Here is a 17648-nt window from a genome sequence, read left to right as displayed (position 1 = left end):
CGCGTTCAAGCGAGTCTGAATACTGCGTATTCAAAGCGCCTCACTTTCACCCCCATGTGTTCGCTGCGCGAACCGAGTAGGGCGAATATCGCGCTAGCGATGTGTTTATGAGCGCGAAGCTTTAGCGAAGCTGGCCATTTCCAGGCGCCAAATAACGAGAAAGCCCGCTACGATGTAGCGGGCTTTGCTTGAGTAATTTTAACCGTTGATATGAATTTAACTTAGGATCTTTTCTAAGATAGCTTTATTGGCTTCTGGGAAATCGTATTGTTGAAGATCCTCTTTCTCTACCCAGCAGACTTGTTGGCCTTCCATACCGCGTGCGGTACCAGTAAAGTTTTCTACCCAGTGAATATCGAGAAATACTTTTTTATCGCCATAATCGTGATGAATTTCCATCATTGGACTGGTATTCATTACATCCAAATTAACTTCTTCTTTAAGCTCTCTGATTAACGCTTCAGAAGTCGTTTCATCTTGTTCTACCTTACCACCGGGAAATTCCCATTTTCCACCTTGGTGAAGCTCTAGTGGGCGCTTAGCTAATAGAATTCTATTGCCTTGTTTAATTACGCCAACTGCAACGTGTATTAGTTTCATTGGTATTTTCCATCATCAGACGGCTCACCTACGAAGAACTCTGCTTCATCGTATCCCAATTGATCCAATAGCTCAGGATCAAATTGCGGTTTTACAGGGATCGCATGTTTTTCAGAAGCCCAATCACCAAGATCGATAAGTTTGCAGCGTTCGCTACAGAAAGGCTTAAATTTGGACTCAGCATTCCATTCAACCGATTGCTGACAGGTTGGGCATTTCACAGTTAAAGACATAATAGACCTTGTCAGTTTCAGTGTGCTGACTTTAGAGGAATCATATATAAGATTTTAAAGCGTTAGCTACAGGTTGCCAACTCGAATTCAATAGACTGATCTGAATGTTTTTGTTTATCGAAGCTAACAAAATGGATGGCGTATCGATTTCTGTGGCCACTGATGGTTGGGTAGCAGCCTTGTTCTGAAGAGAGTTTTACTCGAATTAATGATAATGCTTGGTCACTGGTTCCTTGAAAAAAACCACCGTTGGCAATTTGTTGCTGATAGATAGTGGTTTGTCGGGTGAGTTCTAGCAATAGATTGATTGGTGTTAGCAAACTCGCAAACTGGCTTACCCAATCTTGATACTCCTCTTGCCTCTCATGCCAAGGTTTTGCTAGCCAATAGTGGAGTTGAGGAAGGTCGAAGTTACAGCAGGCTCCGGGCATATTAAATCTTTGTCTTAAAGCAGTTAGAAAACGGTTTTGCTTTAATTCTTGTCCGGGGCGTTGAGCGATTTGTAAAATGTCTCGAGCTGCACTTAACCGTGAGATATATAATTCAATTTGCTCATCATCGATTGATGGCAGAGATTGCCACTTTGATAAAGCAAATAGTTGCCTATCGACATCTTTTAGCACTTCACCACGATAATCGCATCGCTCTGTCAGTTCACATAAGGCAAAAAGAGGGTCAAAACACCGATGTTGATGGTCTTGCTCTACGTTGGCCTGCAATTGTTGCGCTAGGTACTCAAGACGCAAATAACTGCGAATTTTCTCATTTAATGGCTGTTCATAGATTAAGTTAGTCATGGCGTTATTTAGGAATTATTAGCTAAACTCAAATAAAGGTTATGTAGTGCTTGTACCTTGCACTTTAACGCCGATATCTCTCCCTGATTGTCTATGACATCATCAGCTTTTGACAGTTTTTCAGCTCGTGAAGCTTGGCTGCCTATTATATTTTTTACTTGCTCAGCGGTTACAGCATCTCTTGCTACTGTTCTTTGCTGTTGTAACTCCGGTGAAATATCCACCAAAAGAGTCCGATCTACTAAGCTATCTAACCCATTCTCAAATAGCAAGGGTACAACCATAATTACATAGTTTGATTGCGCTTCTTTACATTGAGCAAGCATTGTCTCTCTGATCATTGGGTGTAATAGACTATTGAGCCACAGTCGCTCTGAGTCATCTTGGAAAATAATTTCGCGTAATCTGGCGCGATTTAAGCTGCCATCGGCTAACAGTACCTGCTCGCCAAAGTGTTGCACGATTTTATTTAAGCCTATAGAGCCTTGCTGTACGACTTCTCGAGCCACGATATCAGCATCTATAAGCGTGATGCCTAGTTCTGCAAATATGTTTGCTACCGTGGTTTTACCGCTACCGATCCCGCCAGTGAGGCCGATAATAAAATTTGCCATAATTGTTTATCTCACACTGTTTATAAAGTAGAAATATACCAATTAATAATGCTTTCGCCCCATATCATTGCAATCCAGCCCGCAGCCGCGATGTATGGACCGAAAGGGATAGGGTTACCTTGGTTGAGCTTTTTAATAAGGATGAGTGTGATACCGACGACAGCGCCTACAAGTGATGAAAGCAATATAATAACAGGCAGTACCTGCCAACCTAGCCAAGCGCCAAATACTGCGAGTAGCTTGAAGTCACCGTAACCCATGCCCTCTTTGCCGGTTAGTAATTTGAACAGCCAAAATACGCTCCATAAACTTAAATATCCGGCTACAGCACCAATTAGCGCATCAGGTAAGCTAGTAAACACGCCGTTGAAATTGATGATAAGCCCAAGCCAAAGCAGTGGCAGGGTAATTTGGTCTGGCAATAGCATCTCATCTAGATCAATGCCGGTAAGAGCAATAAGACAAAAAGTCAGTAGTGAACTGAGTGCAAACTCAAGGCTTGGACCAAAATGCCAAGCAAGAAAAGCAACTAAGCAGCCAGTAACTAACTCAACGATGGGATAACGAGCTGAAATTGAGGTTCCGCAAGCTGAGCATTTGCCTTTGAGCATTAACCAGCCAAGGATAGGGAGGTTATGAATTGCTTTGATATTGGTTTTACATTTTGGGCAAGCCGAACCCGGTACGACCAAGTTATATTTCTCTGGGAATGGGTCGATCGGCTGCTCTAGCAGTTGCTTACTCTTGTTAAAGACGTCAGGTTTGTATTCACTTAGATAATGGTTGCACTCTTGCTGCCACTCTCGTTTCATCATCACAGGCATACGATGGATGACGACGTTGAGAAAGCTGCCTATAACCGCTGCAAAGATAAAGCTTAATGTGACAAACAGCCAAGGAGTCTGGCTAAAAACAGAAATTGGTTCAGTCATTATTTTTCTTTTAATTCAGCTAATATCACATTAGCGCTTGGTTAATGTGATAATAAGTATTCAGTAAGACTTTTATCCTACTACATTACCCATTTCGAAAATAGGTAGATACATACCGACAATCAGGCCGCCAACTACAGTACCTATGACCACCATCATAATAGGTTCAATTAGGCTAGATAGGCCATCGACGGCATCATCAACCTGCATCTCATAAATATTGGCAACTTTATTAAGCATATTATCCAGAGAACCAGACTCTTCACCAATCATTACCATTTGGATCAACATATCGGGGAAAAGACCAGTAGTACGCATCGCGACATTCATCTGCATGCCAGACATCACTTCGGTACGAATATTTAAAATGGCTTTTTTATAAACGGCATTGCCCGAGGCACCTGCTGCAGACTCTAAGCCATCAATTAACGGTACGCCAGCAGCAAAAGTTGTTGCAAGTGTGCGGGCAAAGCGTGCCATAGCACCTTTATGCAAAATATCGCCAATGGCCGGTATTTTTAATACCAACTCATCAACTCTATCGCGAAACATCTGCGAGTTTCTGTGGGCGCGCTTAAAACTCCAAACACCTAAAATTATTGCAATCACAAAAATATACCAAGAGGCTTGCAGCCATCGTGATATACCGATAATGAATTGAGTAAAAGCAGGTAACTCTGCTCCGAAGCCGTTAAAAATATCTTCAAATTGTGGGACAACGAATAATAGTAATAATGCCGTGACGAGAACTGCCACAACCACGACTGCAGCCGGGTAAAACATGGCTTTTTTGATTTTTGACTTAAGTGCCTCTGATTTTTCTTTGTAAGTTGCGATACGGTCAAATACCTGATCAAGTGAACCAGAGTGTTCGCCGGCGCCAACTAAATCCACATATAAATCATCAAAATATAACCTGTGTGGGCGTAACGCATCAGATAGAGGTATACCGGATTGAACATCATTTACTATCGTTGTTAGTAACTCTCGCATCTTCGGCTTTTCATGGCCTTTGCCCAATAGTTCTAATGTTGTCACTATCGGCACACCCGCTGCTAACATGGTGGCTATCTGACGGGTGACCATGGCGATATCCATGGCATTAATTTTCTTTTCTGATTTAAATAGTGGTGGCGACTTTTTGCGCACGCCTTTAGGAATAACCCCTTGCGCTTTTAGCTGCGCGCGAATTTCAGCACTGGATACACCGCGTAACTCTCCGGATGTTTTTTTGCCATCGCGGTTGGTTCCATTCCAAGTATAGGTGATGACTTTTGGCTGATTTTTCTGAGCTTTTTTACGTTCCCTAGATTGTTTCGAGCTCTTAGTTGCAATCGCCATAGTATGCCTTTGATTTTATATTCAGTATTTTTAGTTGATTAGCAAGTACTACTTCTTTGGGGGACATCGGTTTAAAAACTGGTTACACGGTTCACTTCGGCAATGCTGGTGACACCTTGAATGACTTTGAGTAGGCCGGAGTCTCGCAAATCACGCATACCTTGCAGTTTTGCTTGCTTTAGAATTTGCAGGGAGTTACCTCCCTCCATGATGGTGCGGGCAATTTCATCGCTCATTTTCATCACCTCGTAAATACCAACACGGCCTTTATAGCCGCCTGAGCATAAGTCACAGCCAACGGGCTTATAGGCAGAAATACCTGCATCAACTTGTTGCTGATTAAAGCCCAGCTTTATAAGTGCTTCAGCAGGGATCTGCTCAGGTTGTCTGCAACTAGTACACAGGCGACGTGCTAAACGCTGGGCGATAATTAGATTGACTGAACTGGCGATATTATAACCGGGTACCCCCATATTGATTAAACGGGTTAGGGTCTCGGCTGCAGAGTTAGTATGCAGGGTCGATAGCACTAAGTGGCCGGTTTGTGCTGCCTTAATGGCAATCTCTGCGGTTTCTAAATCGCGGATCTCACCGACCATCACCACATCGGGATCTTGGCGTAGAAATGATCGCAGCGCAGAGGCAAAGGTCAGCCCAGCTTTTAAATTAATATGGACTTGGTTAACACCTTCAAGGTTAATCTCAACTGGATCTTCAGCGGTTGAGATATTTCGCTCTTCAGTGTTGAGAATATTAAGGCCAGTATAAAGCGATACAGTTTTACCTGAACCTGTTGGACCGGTAACTAAAATCATGCCTTGGGGCTTGGCAAGCATCTCTTCGTATAGCTGACGCTGATCATCTTCATAGCCGAGCTTTTCGATACCTAGTTGCGCCGAGGAAGAGTCGAGAATACGCATCACGATTTTTTCGCCCCAGATAGTGGGCAAAGTACTGACACGAAAATCGATAGACTTACTACGCGACAGCTTCATTTTTATGCGGCCATCTTGCGGTACCCGGCGCTCAGCGATATCTAACTTAGACATCACCTTTAAACGAGCTGATATTCTGCCGGCAAGATTGACTGGTGGCTCAGAGATTTCGTGTAGAATCCCGTCGATACGAAACCGAATACGGTAACGTTTCTCATAAGGCTCAAAGTGCAAGTCTGACGCGCCTTTGCGAATAGCATCGGTAAGAATTTTGTTGATGTAGATAACAATGGGGGCATCATCTTTGCCGCTATTGTCTTGCTCTTCTTCGCGTTTATCTGTGTCGGTAACTTCAATACCAGCCAGAGATTCTTCATCAATACCAGTTAAATCTAAGCTACTAATATCGTCTTCTAAAACAGTTTCTAGCGCTTTATCTAGCTTATCATCTTCAACCAAAATTGCTTCAGTATGTAAGCCTGCACTAAATTGAAAATCTTCTAAAGCAGCAATATTTGTGGGGTCTGATGTGGCGATATATAAACGATTACCACGTTTGAATAATGGTAAACATCTATGTTTTTCAATCAGCTTTTTATTAAGAAACTCTTCAGGTATGGAATGAATATCAAATTCATCTAGAGATAAAAGCGGTGTACCGTATTCCTCATAACATAATTGTGCGATTTTACTGGCAGGAATTAATTCGGAACTAACAATAGTGCTGACAAGTGAGGCTTTTCTTTTACGAGAGTTAGAAATTACAGATGCAATTTGTGCTTCGCTAAGTAGTCCCTTGCGAATAAAAAGGGTTGATAAGCCAAGGTGTAAACCTGTAGTTGGCATGCTATAACCTAAATTAAAAAAAATATACAGGGTTTCTATAGGATATAGCTACCCTGTATTAGATTGCTTTATTGCTAATTAAATTTTACACACACCTGAAGTTTCACAGTTTCCACCCCAAGTCCAAGTGACTGCCAATGTGTTTGCATCAATAACTGGCGTCAATGTTAGAACATTTGACGTTGCTCCTAGATTGGCTGTACCAGTAAGAGTTAACACTCCCGCGGCAATTGCAGCGGTTGATACGTTAGCATCTGTCTGCATCGATGCCGCAGTTGGAACTCCATCATTGCCTAGTGCGATATTCGTTACGTCAGTAATTTGTCCGGTTTGTACTGCAACTTCAACAGCAGTCTTATAAGACATAGCAGCATTAACAAGTCCACCCGCACGAGCGCTTCGAGTGTAATCTTGATAAGCAGGCAATGCAATTGCTGCCAAAATACCGATGATCGCAACTACGATCATTAATTCAATAAGGGTGAAACCCTTAGCGTTCTTCATGTTTTTCATCTTGTTTTGCATATCTATCTCCATTAGAAAGATGTTTGAACTGTGATTAAATCTATAGTGGCTAACCTGCACTTTTAAACCAAAAGCTTATAAATCGTAGGCTGGTGTTAGACAAAGCTAGTACGTCGTAAAATCATCATTCGATAAATGTGTGCGTCAACCCTGCTGAGTGCTCCTGCGTTAGCGTGTCGCTATCCAAACATACCTAAAAAAGTACGGCGACAAGGTATCCGTTTATCCTTTTATTAACATTCATTACGTCATGAAAATTAACAGCAGGAGTGCTCATTAAAAACGATAAAAAGACCGTCTATTTTGCAAGTGTAAATGGCTTGTTGCTGCAAAATTAAACTGAGCCATTAATCGTTTCTATTTTTGTTAACCGAGTCTGCACATCGGTATATCTGCAAGTTAGTACAAAGATGGGTAAAATGGAATAGTGAAATGTAATTAATGCGTTATTTTACTGTAAGTTTGGTTGTTTTTATGTTTTTGCTCGGGTTTTTCTGTGGCTGTAATTTGTTAGCTGGTATTTTTCTGGCGAATGTTAACTAAGTGTCAATTTTTTGATGCTTGTTGCTGGTAAGAAAAAGTAGCAGGCAAAAGTGCGTAGATGTGGCGAATTGGAGCAGAGTTTAACTTCGCTTTTTGAAGGTCTTTAGTAGCAATTACAGGCGCTAGCAATAACAGACGTTGTAGGTTTAAAGACTAAGCAGAAGTTTAAGCTGAAGCTTGAGTCTTTAAACCTAAATTCAGTGTTGCTGGTTTGCGTGACCGAACTAATACCGAGTTACTTTAATCGCAACGATAGATCGAGTGCTTTTACATGCTTAGTCAGTGCACCAACAGAGATGTAATCAACGCCGGTTTTGGCAAAGCTGGCAATAGTATCTAAGGTCACATCCCCTGATACTTCAAGTTTTACACCTTGACCATTTTCTTTATAGCGATTGTTCAGTTCTACAGCTTCAAGCATCATGGTAACGTCAAAATTATCTAGCATCACAATGTCTGATTGCGCTTCAAGAGCTTGGGTTAGCTCATCTATGCTCTCTACTTCAACCTCTACGGGTTTGTCAGCGTGTAGTTGTCTCGCAGCTTGAATAGCTTTGTCGATACCGCCACACGCCATAATGTGGTTTTCTTTAATTAAGAAAGCATCGAATAAGCCAATGCGATGGTTGTGGCCGCCACCACAGGTCACCGCGTATTTTTGTGCGGTGCGCAATCCTGGAATGGTTTTGCGGGTATCTAATAAACGCGTTTGGGTGCCAGCGAGTTTGTCGACATAGTGTTTAGTTAAGCTTGCCACACCAGATAGTGTCTGAATGAAGTTCATTGCGGTGCGTTCGCCAGTGAGAATTGCCCGTGCAGGACCTTCAAGCTCACACAGCAGCTGATTAGGCACGACTAAGTCACCATCATCTACATGCCAATGCAGTGCGACTTCGCCACCAAGTTGGTTAAAGACTTGCTCTGCCCATGCTTTACCGCAAAACACACCTTCTTCTCGGGTAATTAGATTAGCCTGAGCAATTTTGTCGGCGGGGATCAATTGTGCAGTAATATCTGCGTCTGATCTCAGGCTGCCAGGTTGGCTCGTATGGCTTTGTTGATGGCCTAAGTCTTCATCTAGAGCTGCTTTGACGGAAAGTCGAATATCATTTTCAAGCATGATGGTTTGTCCTTACTGGCTTATAACCCTTGTATATAGAGCACGCTTTAATAGTGGTATTAATCTTAACATAAACCTTCGGCAACAAAGCTAGCATTATTGTGGCTTATCAGTTGGAATTGTTGATGTTATTGACTGAATAAAACTAAAAAGCCTAACTATATTCATGGGGTTAAAACTGCTAAAGTTATTTCAATATTTTGCTCAAGGAACTTTCTTTTGCCACTAACTATACGTAATGGCTGGCTGGACGATGCTCGGCATTGCTTGTCTCCCCATTTCAATGCTCGGCCAAACAAAGAAGTAAGCTTGTTGGTGATCCATAATATCAGTTTGCCAGCGGGGCGTTTCGGCTTGCCTTTTATTGACCAGTTATTTCAAGGGTGTTTGGACGTTACAGCAGATGAAAGTTTTCAACAACTACAAGGGCTTGAGGTATCGGCACATTTTTTAATTAGGCGTGATGGCGAGTTAGTGCAATATGTATCTTGTGACGATAGAGCATGGCATGCTGGAGTGTCTGAGTTTGACGGGCGTTCAGGCTGCAATGATTTTGCTGTTGGTATAGAGCTTGAAGGAACAGATTCAGTTGATTATTCAGATTTGCAGTACGCTAAGTTAATTGCTCTGACTAAGGAATTAATGGCTCGATATCCCGACATTACCTTAGATAGAATTACTGGGCATAGCGATATTGCACCGGGAAGAAAAACAGATCCGGGTGAGAGTTTTGATTGGCAACGTTTTAAAGGAGCGTTGTAGATTTGAGCTAATTAAATCTAAATTTTAATTTTGCTCGTTAACATTGAAGGTGAACATTATGGCTTTGTTTGCGCTGTTAGTTGCAATAGTGGTTGAGCGGTTACGCCTTTTGCCGAGCTCTTGGCAATTTGATGGCTTACTCCTCAAGTATTACCAGAGGCTTATTCAACAAGAGCAGCCATCGTTATCAACTATGACGCTTGCTGCGGTCACTCCAGCTGCAATCGTGTATTTATTAACTTGGTTGGTTTCAGGCGTGTTTTGGGGCGTTCTGAGTGTTGGTGTTTGGGTGGTTATTGCAGTGTTATGCTTTAGTCATAATCCCCAGCGACAGGCGTTTAAGCAATATATACAAGCGGCTTGTCGCGGTGATGTTCAGGCGTGTTTTCATTACGCGAATGAATTAGACCCTAGCCAGAATTTAACTACAGTGTCTGAAAAGCAGTTAGGTACACAAGTTGGGCAAAGCGTTGCCTGGATTAATTACCGTTATTACGGTGCGATTGCGCTTTATCTCATTATTTTGGGGCCTGTTGGGGCTGTTTTGTATTGCACTGTGCGCTTTTATAGCGAACAAAGTCGCCATGCCAACATAGAGCTGCCGTTAATTGATAACTTATTATTCGTGCTTGATTGGTTGCCGAGTCGAATATTTGCTTTTGGCTACGTATTAAGTGGCCATTTTAGTAAAGCGATCTCCGCATGGTTGAGCCAAGTATTAGATCCAAAGCGCAGCGCAAGAGACATCATTACTCAGGTGGCCTTAGCCGCAGAAACCTTGCCTGAGTCATCTTCAGCACCCGTTTGCTTGCAGTCTACTATTGCATTACTGCAGCTGAGTAAGCGTAATTTCATTTTGTTAATTACCCTGTTGTCGTTAATGACCATCTTTGGGGTGGTGAATTAAGCAACACTTAAACCAGTAAAAACTAAAAATTACCCAGTTCTAAATTTGTTTTTATTAAATAAGTTTAGACTGATTTATATACGGCCTTGCACATTAGTATAGGCCGTTTTAATCGTTAATATTCTTGTCCATTTACCAAAAATCTCTCCATGTTTAATTGCTTATAATAATTATTATCAATGCGCGCCTTAAAAAAATTGGCACATTGGTCTGACCCCATTTAGTTGAAAATCAGCTATGCTCACACATCGCGCATAGTTTTGATGTAGATCACTAACTGGACATTCAAAGTGTGATTTGATAAAGTGCGCTCAGTCAATTAAATTGGTAAGACCAATTTACAATAGGAGCTGAGGCCCATATGGCTTATAGCAAAATAAACCAGCCAAAAATATCCGATGTCATCATGGGGCAGTTGGAGCAGATGATCTTAGAGGGCAGTATTCAGCCCGGTCAAAAGCTACCGCCTGAACGTGAACTGGCATTGCAATTTGAAGTTTCACGTCCTTCTTTACGTGAAGCGATTCAAAAGCTTGAAGCAAAGGGCTTGTTAATGCGTCGTCAAGGCGGCGGAACCTATGTAAAAGAGCAGCTTTGGCAAAGTCTTGCCGATCCAATTGTTGAACTTATGCATTCAGACTCAGAAAGTCAGTATGACTTACTGGAGTTTCGTCATGCCACTGAAGGCATGATGGCTTACTTTGCGGCACTTCGTGGTAACGATGCTGATATGCAAAATATCAAGCGTACGATTTTAGAAGTTGAATCGGCTAAATCTATCGAAGAGCAAGCAAATGCAATCGTGCGTTTTTATCGCGCGGTAGCAGAAGCATCACACAATGTAGCCATGCTACATCTCGTATTGAGTTTATCCCCTGTGCTGCACAAAAACGTGGCACAAAACTTAGAGCTTTTAAGCCGACGCGAAGAAGCCTCTACCACGGCAAACGATCATCGACGAGCTCTGCTTGCGGCGATTGTTCGTCGAGATCCTGAAGCAGCCCGCGAAGCCTCCAATGAACATTTAAGTTACATTGAAGAAGTGATGCTATCTGTAAGGGAAGAAGACAGTAGACTGCAGCGTAGCCTGCGTCGATTAAAGAGTGGTGTATAAGCTAGCTCAATGAAAGTAGCAGCTTATACCTAACTAAATTTCAATAGTTAAATACACTAAGAACTGCCTGTAGTTACTTAGGTATTACGTATAGGAAAGGACTGCAAAATGTCTGAACATATGCTAAACGACATCGATCCACTAGAAACTAACGAGTGGTTGTCAGCTCTAGAATCAGTTGTACGCGAAGAAGGTGTTGAGCGCGCTCAATATCTACTTGAACAAGTACTCGATAAGGCCCGTTTAGACGGTGTTGATATGCCTACGGGGATCACGACCAACTATATCAACACGATCCCTACGAGCCAAGAGCCTGCATATCCTGGTAATACAACGGTAGAGCGCCGTATTCGTTCAATTATTCGTTGGAATGCGATTATGATCGTATTGCGCGCGTCTAAGAAAGATCTCGATCTTGGTGGCCATATGGCGTCTTACCAGTCTGCAGCATCTTTTTATGAAATGTGTTTTAACCATTTCTTCCGTGCGCCAAACGAAGTTGATGGCGGTGACTTGGTTTACTATCAAGGTCATATCTCTCCAGGTATCTACTCTCGCGCATTTTTGGAAGGCCGTCTGACTGAAGAACAGTTAGATAACTTCCGTCAAGAAGTCGATGGTAAAGGTATTCCATCATACCCGCACCCTAAACTAATGCCTGAGTTCTGGCAGTTCCCTACAGTATCTATGGGTCTTGGCCCTATGTCTGCTATCTATCAAGCGCGTTTCCTTAAGTATCTAGAAGGTCGCGGCTTAAAAGATACTTCAGCGCAACGTGTATACGCATTCTTAGGTGATGGCGAGATGGACGAGCCAGAATCGCGTGGTGCTATCTCGTTTGCTTCGCGTGAAAAGCTAGATAACTTATGCTTCCTAATCAACTGTAACCTACAGCGCCTAGATGGCCCTGTGATGGGGAATGGTAAGATTATTCAAGAGCTAGAAGGCCTATTTAAAGGTGCTGGCTGGAACGTGGTTAAGGTGATCTGGGGTAACAACTGGGATTCGCTAATTGCTAAAGATACTTCAGGCAAGCTACTACAGCTAATGAATGAAACCATTGATGGCGACTACCAGACCTTTAAGTCAAAAGATGGCGCTTATGTCCGTGAGCACTTCTTTGGTAAGTACCCAGAAACAGCTGCACTCGTATCAGATATGACAGATGCAGAAATCTTTGCGCTTAAGCGTGGTGGTCATGACTCATCTAAGTTATACGCTGCATTTAAAAATGCCCAAGAAACCAAAGGTAAGCCAACGGTTATTTTAGCTAAAACCGTTAAAGGTTACGGCATGGGTGAAGCGGCCGAAGGCAAGAACATTGCCCACGGCGTGAAGAAAATGGACATGACCCACGTACTACAGTTACGTAATCGTCTAGGCCTACAAGATCTACTTAGCGATGAAAAAGTTTCTGAGCTACCTTATCTGACACTTGAAGAAGGTTCAGAAGAGTACAAGTATTTACATGCTCGTCGTGATGCGTTGCACGGTTATACACCACAACGTCTACCTAACTTTACTAAAGCACTAGAGCTACCTGAAGTTGAAGAGTTCAGCGCATTGCTTACCGAGCAAAAGCGTGAAATCTCAACGACGATGGCATTTGTACGTACACTGAACATTCTGCTTAAAAATAAAGGCATTGGTAAGAACATCGTGCCAATTATTGCCGACGAAGCGCGTACATTTGGTATGGAAGGTTTATTCCGTCAAATCGGTATTTATAACCCCCATGGCCAAGAATACACGCCGGAAGATCGCAGTGTAGTGTCTTACTACAAAGAAGCGACTTCAGGTCAAGTACTGCAAGAAGGTATCAATGAGCTAGGTGCTATGTCTTCATGGGTTGCTGCGGCGACGTCGTACAGCACTAACGATCTACCTATGATCCCGTTCTACATCTACTACTCTATGTTTGGTTTCCAACGTGTTGGCGACATGGCATGGATGGCAGGCGATCAGCAGGCACGTGGTTTCTTATTAGGTGCTACAGCAGGTCGTACAACCCTAAACGGTGAAGGTTTACAGCACGAAGATGGTCACAGCCATGTTCAAGCGAACACAATTCCAAACTGTATCTCTTACGACCCGACATTCGCATATGAATTAGCGGTAATCATGCAAGACGGTATCCGTCGTATGTATGGTGAGCAAGAGAACGTGTTCTACTACTTGACCTTGATGAACGAAAACTACGCAATGCCTGCAATGCCAGAAGGCGCAGAAGAAGGTATTCGTAAAGGTATCTACAAGCTTGAGTCGTATGCTGGTAACAGCAAGGTTCAGCTGATGAGCTCTGGTACTATCATGAACGAAGTACGTAAAGCGGCTAAGATCCTAAGTGAAGAGTACGGCGTTGCATCTGATGTTTACTCTGTGACTTCATTTAACGAGTTAACTCGTGAAGGCCAAGATGTTGAGCGTTTCAACATGCTGCACCCAGAAGCGGAGCAAAAGACGGCTTACATCACTCAAGTAATGGGTACTGAGCCTGCCATTGCAGCAACCGATTACATGAAGAACTATGCAGAGCAAGTGCGTGCATTTATGCCTTCAGAATCATTCAAAGTACTAGGTACAGACGGTTTCGGTCGTTCAGACAGCCGTGAAAACCTACGTCGTCACTTTGAAGTTAATGCTGGCTACGTTGTTGTAGCAGCACTGAATGAACTAGCTAAACGTGGCGATATTGAAAAGTCAGTAGTTGCAGCTGCAATTGCTAAATTCAACATCGACGCTGACAAGACAAACCCGCTATACGCGTAAGAGGCAACACAAAATGACAATCGAAATTAATGTACCTGACATTGGTGCCGATGAGGTTGAAGTAACAGAGATCCTTGTTAGCGTAGGCGACAAGGTTGAAGAAGAGCAATCGCTTATCTCTGTTGAAGGCGACAAAGCAGCAATGGAAGTACCAGCTTCTGTAGCGGGTATTGTTAAAGAAATTAAAGTTGTTGTCGGTGATAAAGTGTCTACTGATTCATTGATTATGATCTTTGAATCTGAAGGTGCAGCATCTGCTCCTGCTGCGGTTGAGGCTACACCAGTAGCGGCTGCTGCAGCTTCAGCTGAGCTAAAAGAAGTCAACGTACCAGATATCGGCGACGATGAAGTTGAAGTGACTGAAATCTTAGTAACAGTTGGTGACAGCATTACTGAAGAACAATCACTAATGAGTGTGGAAGGCGACAAAGCTTCTATGGAAGTGCCTGCACCATTTGCCGGTGTGCTTAAAGAGATCAAAGTGAATGTGGGCGATAAAGTGTCTACAGGTAGCTTGGTTATGGTATTTGAGGTTGCAGGTTCTGCTCCTGCTGCCGCAGCTCCAGCACCAGTAGCGGCACCAGCTGCAGTGGCATCAGCCCCTTCAGTACAAGACGTTAACGTGCCAGACATTGGTGGTGATGAAGTTGAAGTGACTGAAATCATGGTTAGCGTGGGTGATACCGTTACTGAAGAGCAATCACTTATTAGTGTTGAAGGTGATAAAGCGGCGATGGAAGTACCTGCGCCGTTCGCTGGTAAAGTATTAGAAATTAAAGTGGCTCAAGGCGATAAAGTATCAACTGGCTCTTTGATTATGACATTTGAAGTGGCTGGTAGCGCACCGGTTGCAGCTCCAGTACAGGCGGCAGCTCCTGCTCCTGCGGCCCCTGCTGCTAGCCCAGCGCCAGTTGCTCAAGCGGCTAGCCAAGCAGCACCTGCGGCAAAAGAAGAGTTTGTTGAAAACAGTGCTTATGCCCATGCTTCACCGGTAATCCGTCGCATGGCGCGTGAACTAGGAGTTAACCTAGCGAACGTTAAAGGTACTGGTCGTAAGAGTCGCGTAGTGAAAGAAGATGTTCAAAACTACATTAAAGCGATTATTAAGCAGGTTGAGTCTGGCGCAGTAAAAACTGCAGCGGGTGGGGGAGAGTTAAACCTACTTGCATGGCCAAAAGTAGACTTCAGCAAGTTTGGTGAAACAGAAGTTAAACCATTATCACGTATTCAGAAGATTTCTGGTGCTAACCTACATCGTAACTGGGTGAAGATCCCGCATGTTACCCAGTGGGATGACGCTGATATCACAGAACTAGAAGCTTTCCGTAAGGCGCAAAATGTTGCTGAAGCGAAGAAAGAGTCTGGCATGAAGATCACGCCACTAGTGTTTATTATGAAGGCTGTTGCGAAAGCATTAGAAGCATTCCCAACCTTTAACTCTTCATTATCTGAAGACGGCGAAAGCTTGATTTTGAAGAAGTACGTTAATGTGGGTATTGCCGTTGATACGCCAAATGGCTTAGTTGTACCAGTGTTCAAAGATGTGAACAAGAAAGGTATTCACGAGCTATCGAATGAGCTGAAAGTGGTTTCTAAGAAAGCCCGTGAAGGCAAACTAACAGCTGCTGATATGCAGGGTGGTTGCTTCACTATCTCTAGCTTAGGTGGTATTGGTGGTACAGCATTTACGCCTATTGTTAACGCACCAGAAGTTGCAATTTTAGGTGTATCTAAGTCAGATATGAAGCCAGTTTGGAACGGTAAAGAGTTTGAGCCACGCTTAATGTTACCGCTGTCTCTGTCTTATGATCACCGTGTGATTGATGGGGCGGATGGCGCACGTTTCATCACGTACTTGAATAGCTGTTTGTCTGATATTCGTACTTTAGTGCTTTAAAACCGATAGGCTGCTTTGTTAAAGCAGCCTATTTTCTAATTCGCTTAATTAATACAATTAGTAAACATCAGTAAGATTAAGCGTTTCTAGGATTGTGATCAGTGTCAAACAAAGGTTAAAATGCGGCCACCTTACAAGATTTGGCCACAGTTTATCGTTGAGTCACGAGTTACAGTTAACTCAGTATTGCCAACGACATAAAAAGAATAGAGGAAAACATGAGTAACGAAATTAAAACTCAGGTAGTTGTACTAGGCGCTGGCCCTGCTGGCTACTCTGCTGCATTCCGTGCTGCGGATTTGGGTCTGGATACTGTTATCGTTGAACGTTTCAGCACGTTAGGCGGTGTATGTCTAAACGTAGGTTGTATCCCTTCTAAAGCTTTGCTGCATGTTTCTAAAGTTATCGAAGAAGCAAAAGCTGTGTCTAGCCACGGTGTAGTTTTCGGTGAGCCTCAGATCGATCTTGATAAACTGCGCGAATACAAAAAATCAGTTATTGGTCAGCTAACTACCGGTTTAGGCGGCATGTCTAAAATGCGTAAGGTTGACGTAGTTAATGGTCTAGGTAAGTTCACTGGCCCTAATACGCTAGAAGTTCAAGGTGAAGATGGCGTTAAAGTGGTTCACTTTGAGCAAGCAATCATTGCTGCGGGTTCACGTCCAATCCAACTACCATTTATTCCTCATGAAGACCCACGTGTTTGGGATTCAACTGATGCACTAGAGCTTAAAGAAGTGCCAGGTAAGTTACTTGTGATGGGTGGCGGTATTATTGGTCTAGAGATGGGTACTGTTTACTCTTCACTAGGCAGTGAGATTGACGTGGTTGAGATGTTCGACCAAGTTATCCCTGCTGCAGACAAAGACGTTGTCCGTGTTTACACCAAGAAGATCAAGAAGAAGTTCAACTTGATGCTTGAAACCAAAGTGACTGCTGTAGAAGCTAAAGATGATGGTATCTACGTAACAATGGAAGGCAAAAAAGCGCCTACAGAACCGGTTCGTTACGATGCAGTACTCGTCGCTATTGGTCGTGTACCAAACGGTAAAAACCTAGATGCAGACAAAGCAGGTGTGAATGTTGATGAGCGCGGCTTTATCAATGTTGATAAGCAGATGCGTACTAACGTACCAAATATCTTTGCAATCGGTGACATCGTTGGTCAACCAATGCTGGCACACAAAGGTGTGCATGAAGGCCATGTTGCTGCAGAAGTCATTTCTGGTCTTAAGCACTACTTTGACCCTAAAGTTATTCCATCAATTGCTTACACCGACCCAGAAGTTGCATGGGTTGGCTTAACTGAGAAAGAAGCTAAAGAGCAAGGTGTTGCTTACGAAACTGCGACTTTCCCATGGGCAGCAAGTGGTCGTGCTATCGCATCTGATTGTGCAGACGGTATGACTAAGCTTATTTTCGACAAAGAAACTCACCGCGTAATCGGTGGTGCGATTGTTGGTGTTAATGGCGGCGAGCTACTAGGTGAAATTGGCCTAGCGATTGAAATGGGTTGTGATGCAGAAGATCTAGCATTAACTATCCACGCTCACCCAACGTTACATGAATCAGTTGGCTTAGCTGCTGAAGTTTACGAAGGCTCAATTACTGATTTGCCAAACCCAAAGGCAAAGAAGAAAAAATAAGCATTTGCTAATATTTTAAAAAAAGCGCTCATTGAGCGCTTTTTTTATATCTCAGTTTATTTTTGTA

The 17648-nt window shown here is 43.1% G+C and carries 15 protein-coding genes; 6 read left to right on the top strand and 9 right to left on the bottom strand.

The features are described from left to right. Nucleotides 1–216: 216 nt before the first annotated feature. The 9 genes from mutT to nadC all read right to left on the bottom strand — a co-directional run bounded on the left by mutT (nucleotide 217) and on the right by nadC (nucleotide 8486). A complete protein-coding gene (gene mutT / locus L884_RS0112890) occupies nucleotides 217–600 on the bottom strand; it encodes an 8-oxo-dGTP diphosphatase MutT (RefSeq protein WP_028767897.1) in 384 nt (127 codons plus the stop codon). Then, a complete protein-coding gene (gene yacG, locus L884_RS0112885) occupies nucleotides 597–833 on the bottom strand; it encodes a DNA gyrase inhibitor YacG (RefSeq protein ID WP_028767896.1) in 237 nt (78 codons plus the stop codon). The genes mutT and yacG overlap by 4 nt, the downstream gene beginning before the upstream one ends. A 62-nt stretch (nucleotides 834–895) precedes the next feature. Further along, nucleotides 896–1630 (bottom strand): cell division protein ZapD, encoded by a 735-nt coding sequence (gene zapD, locus L884_RS0112880; protein WP_028767895.1) that lies wholly within the window; start codon nucleotides 1628–1630, stop codon nucleotides 896–898. Nucleotides 1631–1638: 8 nt separating this feature from the next. After that, a complete protein-coding gene (gene coaE, locus L884_RS0112875; RefSeq protein WP_028767894.1) occupies nucleotides 1639–2244 on the bottom strand; it encodes a dephospho-CoA kinase in 606 nt (201 codons plus the stop codon). Between the two features lie 20 nt (nucleotides 2245–2264). Further along, a complete protein-coding gene (locus tag L884_RS0112870) occupies nucleotides 2265–3176 on the bottom strand; it encodes a prepilin peptidase (RefSeq protein ID WP_028767893.1) in 912 nt (303 codons plus the stop codon). 72 nt (nucleotides 3177–3248) lie between these two features. Beyond that, nucleotides 3249–4517: a type II secretion system F family protein gene (locus tag L884_RS0112865; RefSeq protein ID WP_028767892.1), complete on the bottom strand. Its 1269-nt coding sequence runs from the start codon at nucleotides 4515–4517 to the stop codon at nucleotides 3249–3251. Between the two features lie 71 nt (nucleotides 4518–4588). Further along, nucleotides 4589–6298 carry a type IV-A pilus assembly ATPase PilB gene (gene pilB / locus L884_RS0112860; protein WP_028767891.1) on the bottom strand — a complete coding sequence of 570 codons (1710 nt, stop codon included), beginning with the start codon at nucleotides 6296–6298 and terminating at the stop codon, nucleotides 4589–4591. 78 nt (nucleotides 6299–6376) lie between these two features. Then, on the bottom strand, nucleotides 6377–6823 hold the full coding sequence (locus tag L884_RS0112855) for a prepilin-type N-terminal cleavage/methylation domain-containing protein (RefSeq protein ID WP_028767890.1): 447 nt from the start codon (nucleotides 6821–6823) through the stop codon (nucleotides 6377–6379). A gap of 778 nt (nucleotides 6824–7601) precedes the next feature. After that, the gene (gene nadC, locus L884_RS0112850; RefSeq protein WP_028767889.1) at nucleotides 7602–8486 is read right to left on the bottom strand and encodes a carboxylating nicotinate-nucleotide diphosphorylase; all 885 of its coding nucleotides are present in this window, start codon (nucleotides 8484–8486) and stop codon (nucleotides 7602–7604) included. 219 nt (nucleotides 8487–8705) lie between these two features. Between nadC and ampD the strand changes: the two genes are divergently transcribed. From ampD to lpdA, 6 genes are all read left to right on the top strand, one after another. Continuing rightward, on the top strand, nucleotides 8706–9248 hold the full coding sequence (ampD, locus tag L884_RS0112845) for a 1,6-anhydro-N-acetylmuramyl-L-alanine amidase AmpD (protein ID WP_028767888.1): 543 nt from the start codon (nucleotides 8706–8708) through the stop codon (nucleotides 9246–9248). 58 nt (nucleotides 9249–9306) lie between these two features. After that, nucleotides 9307–10155 carry a beta-lactamase regulator AmpE gene (gene ampE, locus L884_RS0112840; protein ID WP_028767887.1) on the top strand — a complete coding sequence of 283 codons (849 nt, stop codon included), beginning with the start codon at nucleotides 9307–9309 and terminating at the stop codon, nucleotides 10153–10155. 361 nt (nucleotides 10156–10516) lie between these two features. Next, nucleotides 10517–11269, top strand: a complete 753-nt coding sequence (gene pdhR, locus L884_RS0112835) for a pyruvate dehydrogenase complex transcriptional repressor PdhR (protein ID WP_028767886.1) — start codon at nucleotides 10517–10519, stop codon at nucleotides 11267–11269. A gap of 108 nt (nucleotides 11270–11377) precedes the next feature. Then, nucleotides 11378–14038 carry a pyruvate dehydrogenase (acetyl-transferring), homodimeric type gene (aceE, locus tag L884_RS0112830; protein ID WP_028767885.1) on the top strand — a complete coding sequence of 887 codons (2661 nt, stop codon included), beginning with the start codon at nucleotides 11378–11380 and terminating at the stop codon, nucleotides 14036–14038. Nucleotides 14039–14051: 13 nt separating this feature from the next. Continuing rightward, on the top strand, nucleotides 14052–15935 hold the full coding sequence (gene aceF, locus L884_RS0112825; RefSeq protein WP_028767884.1) for a pyruvate dehydrogenase complex dihydrolipoyllysine-residue acetyltransferase: 1884 nt from the start codon (nucleotides 14052–14054) through the stop codon (nucleotides 15933–15935). Between the two features lie 218 nt (nucleotides 15936–16153). Further along, on the top strand, nucleotides 16154–17581 hold the full coding sequence (gene lpdA, locus L884_RS0112820; RefSeq protein WP_037410897.1) for a dihydrolipoyl dehydrogenase: 1428 nt from the start codon (nucleotides 16154–16156) through the stop codon (nucleotides 17579–17581). Nucleotides 17582–17648 lie beyond the last annotated feature (67 nt).

This window comes from Shewanella fidelis ATCC BAA-318, from assembly GCF_000518605.1.
GTDB lineage: Bacteria > Pseudomonadota > Gammaproteobacteria > Enterobacterales > Shewanellaceae > Shewanella > Shewanella fidelis.
This window is presented reverse-complemented; position numbering and strand designations above follow the sequence as displayed.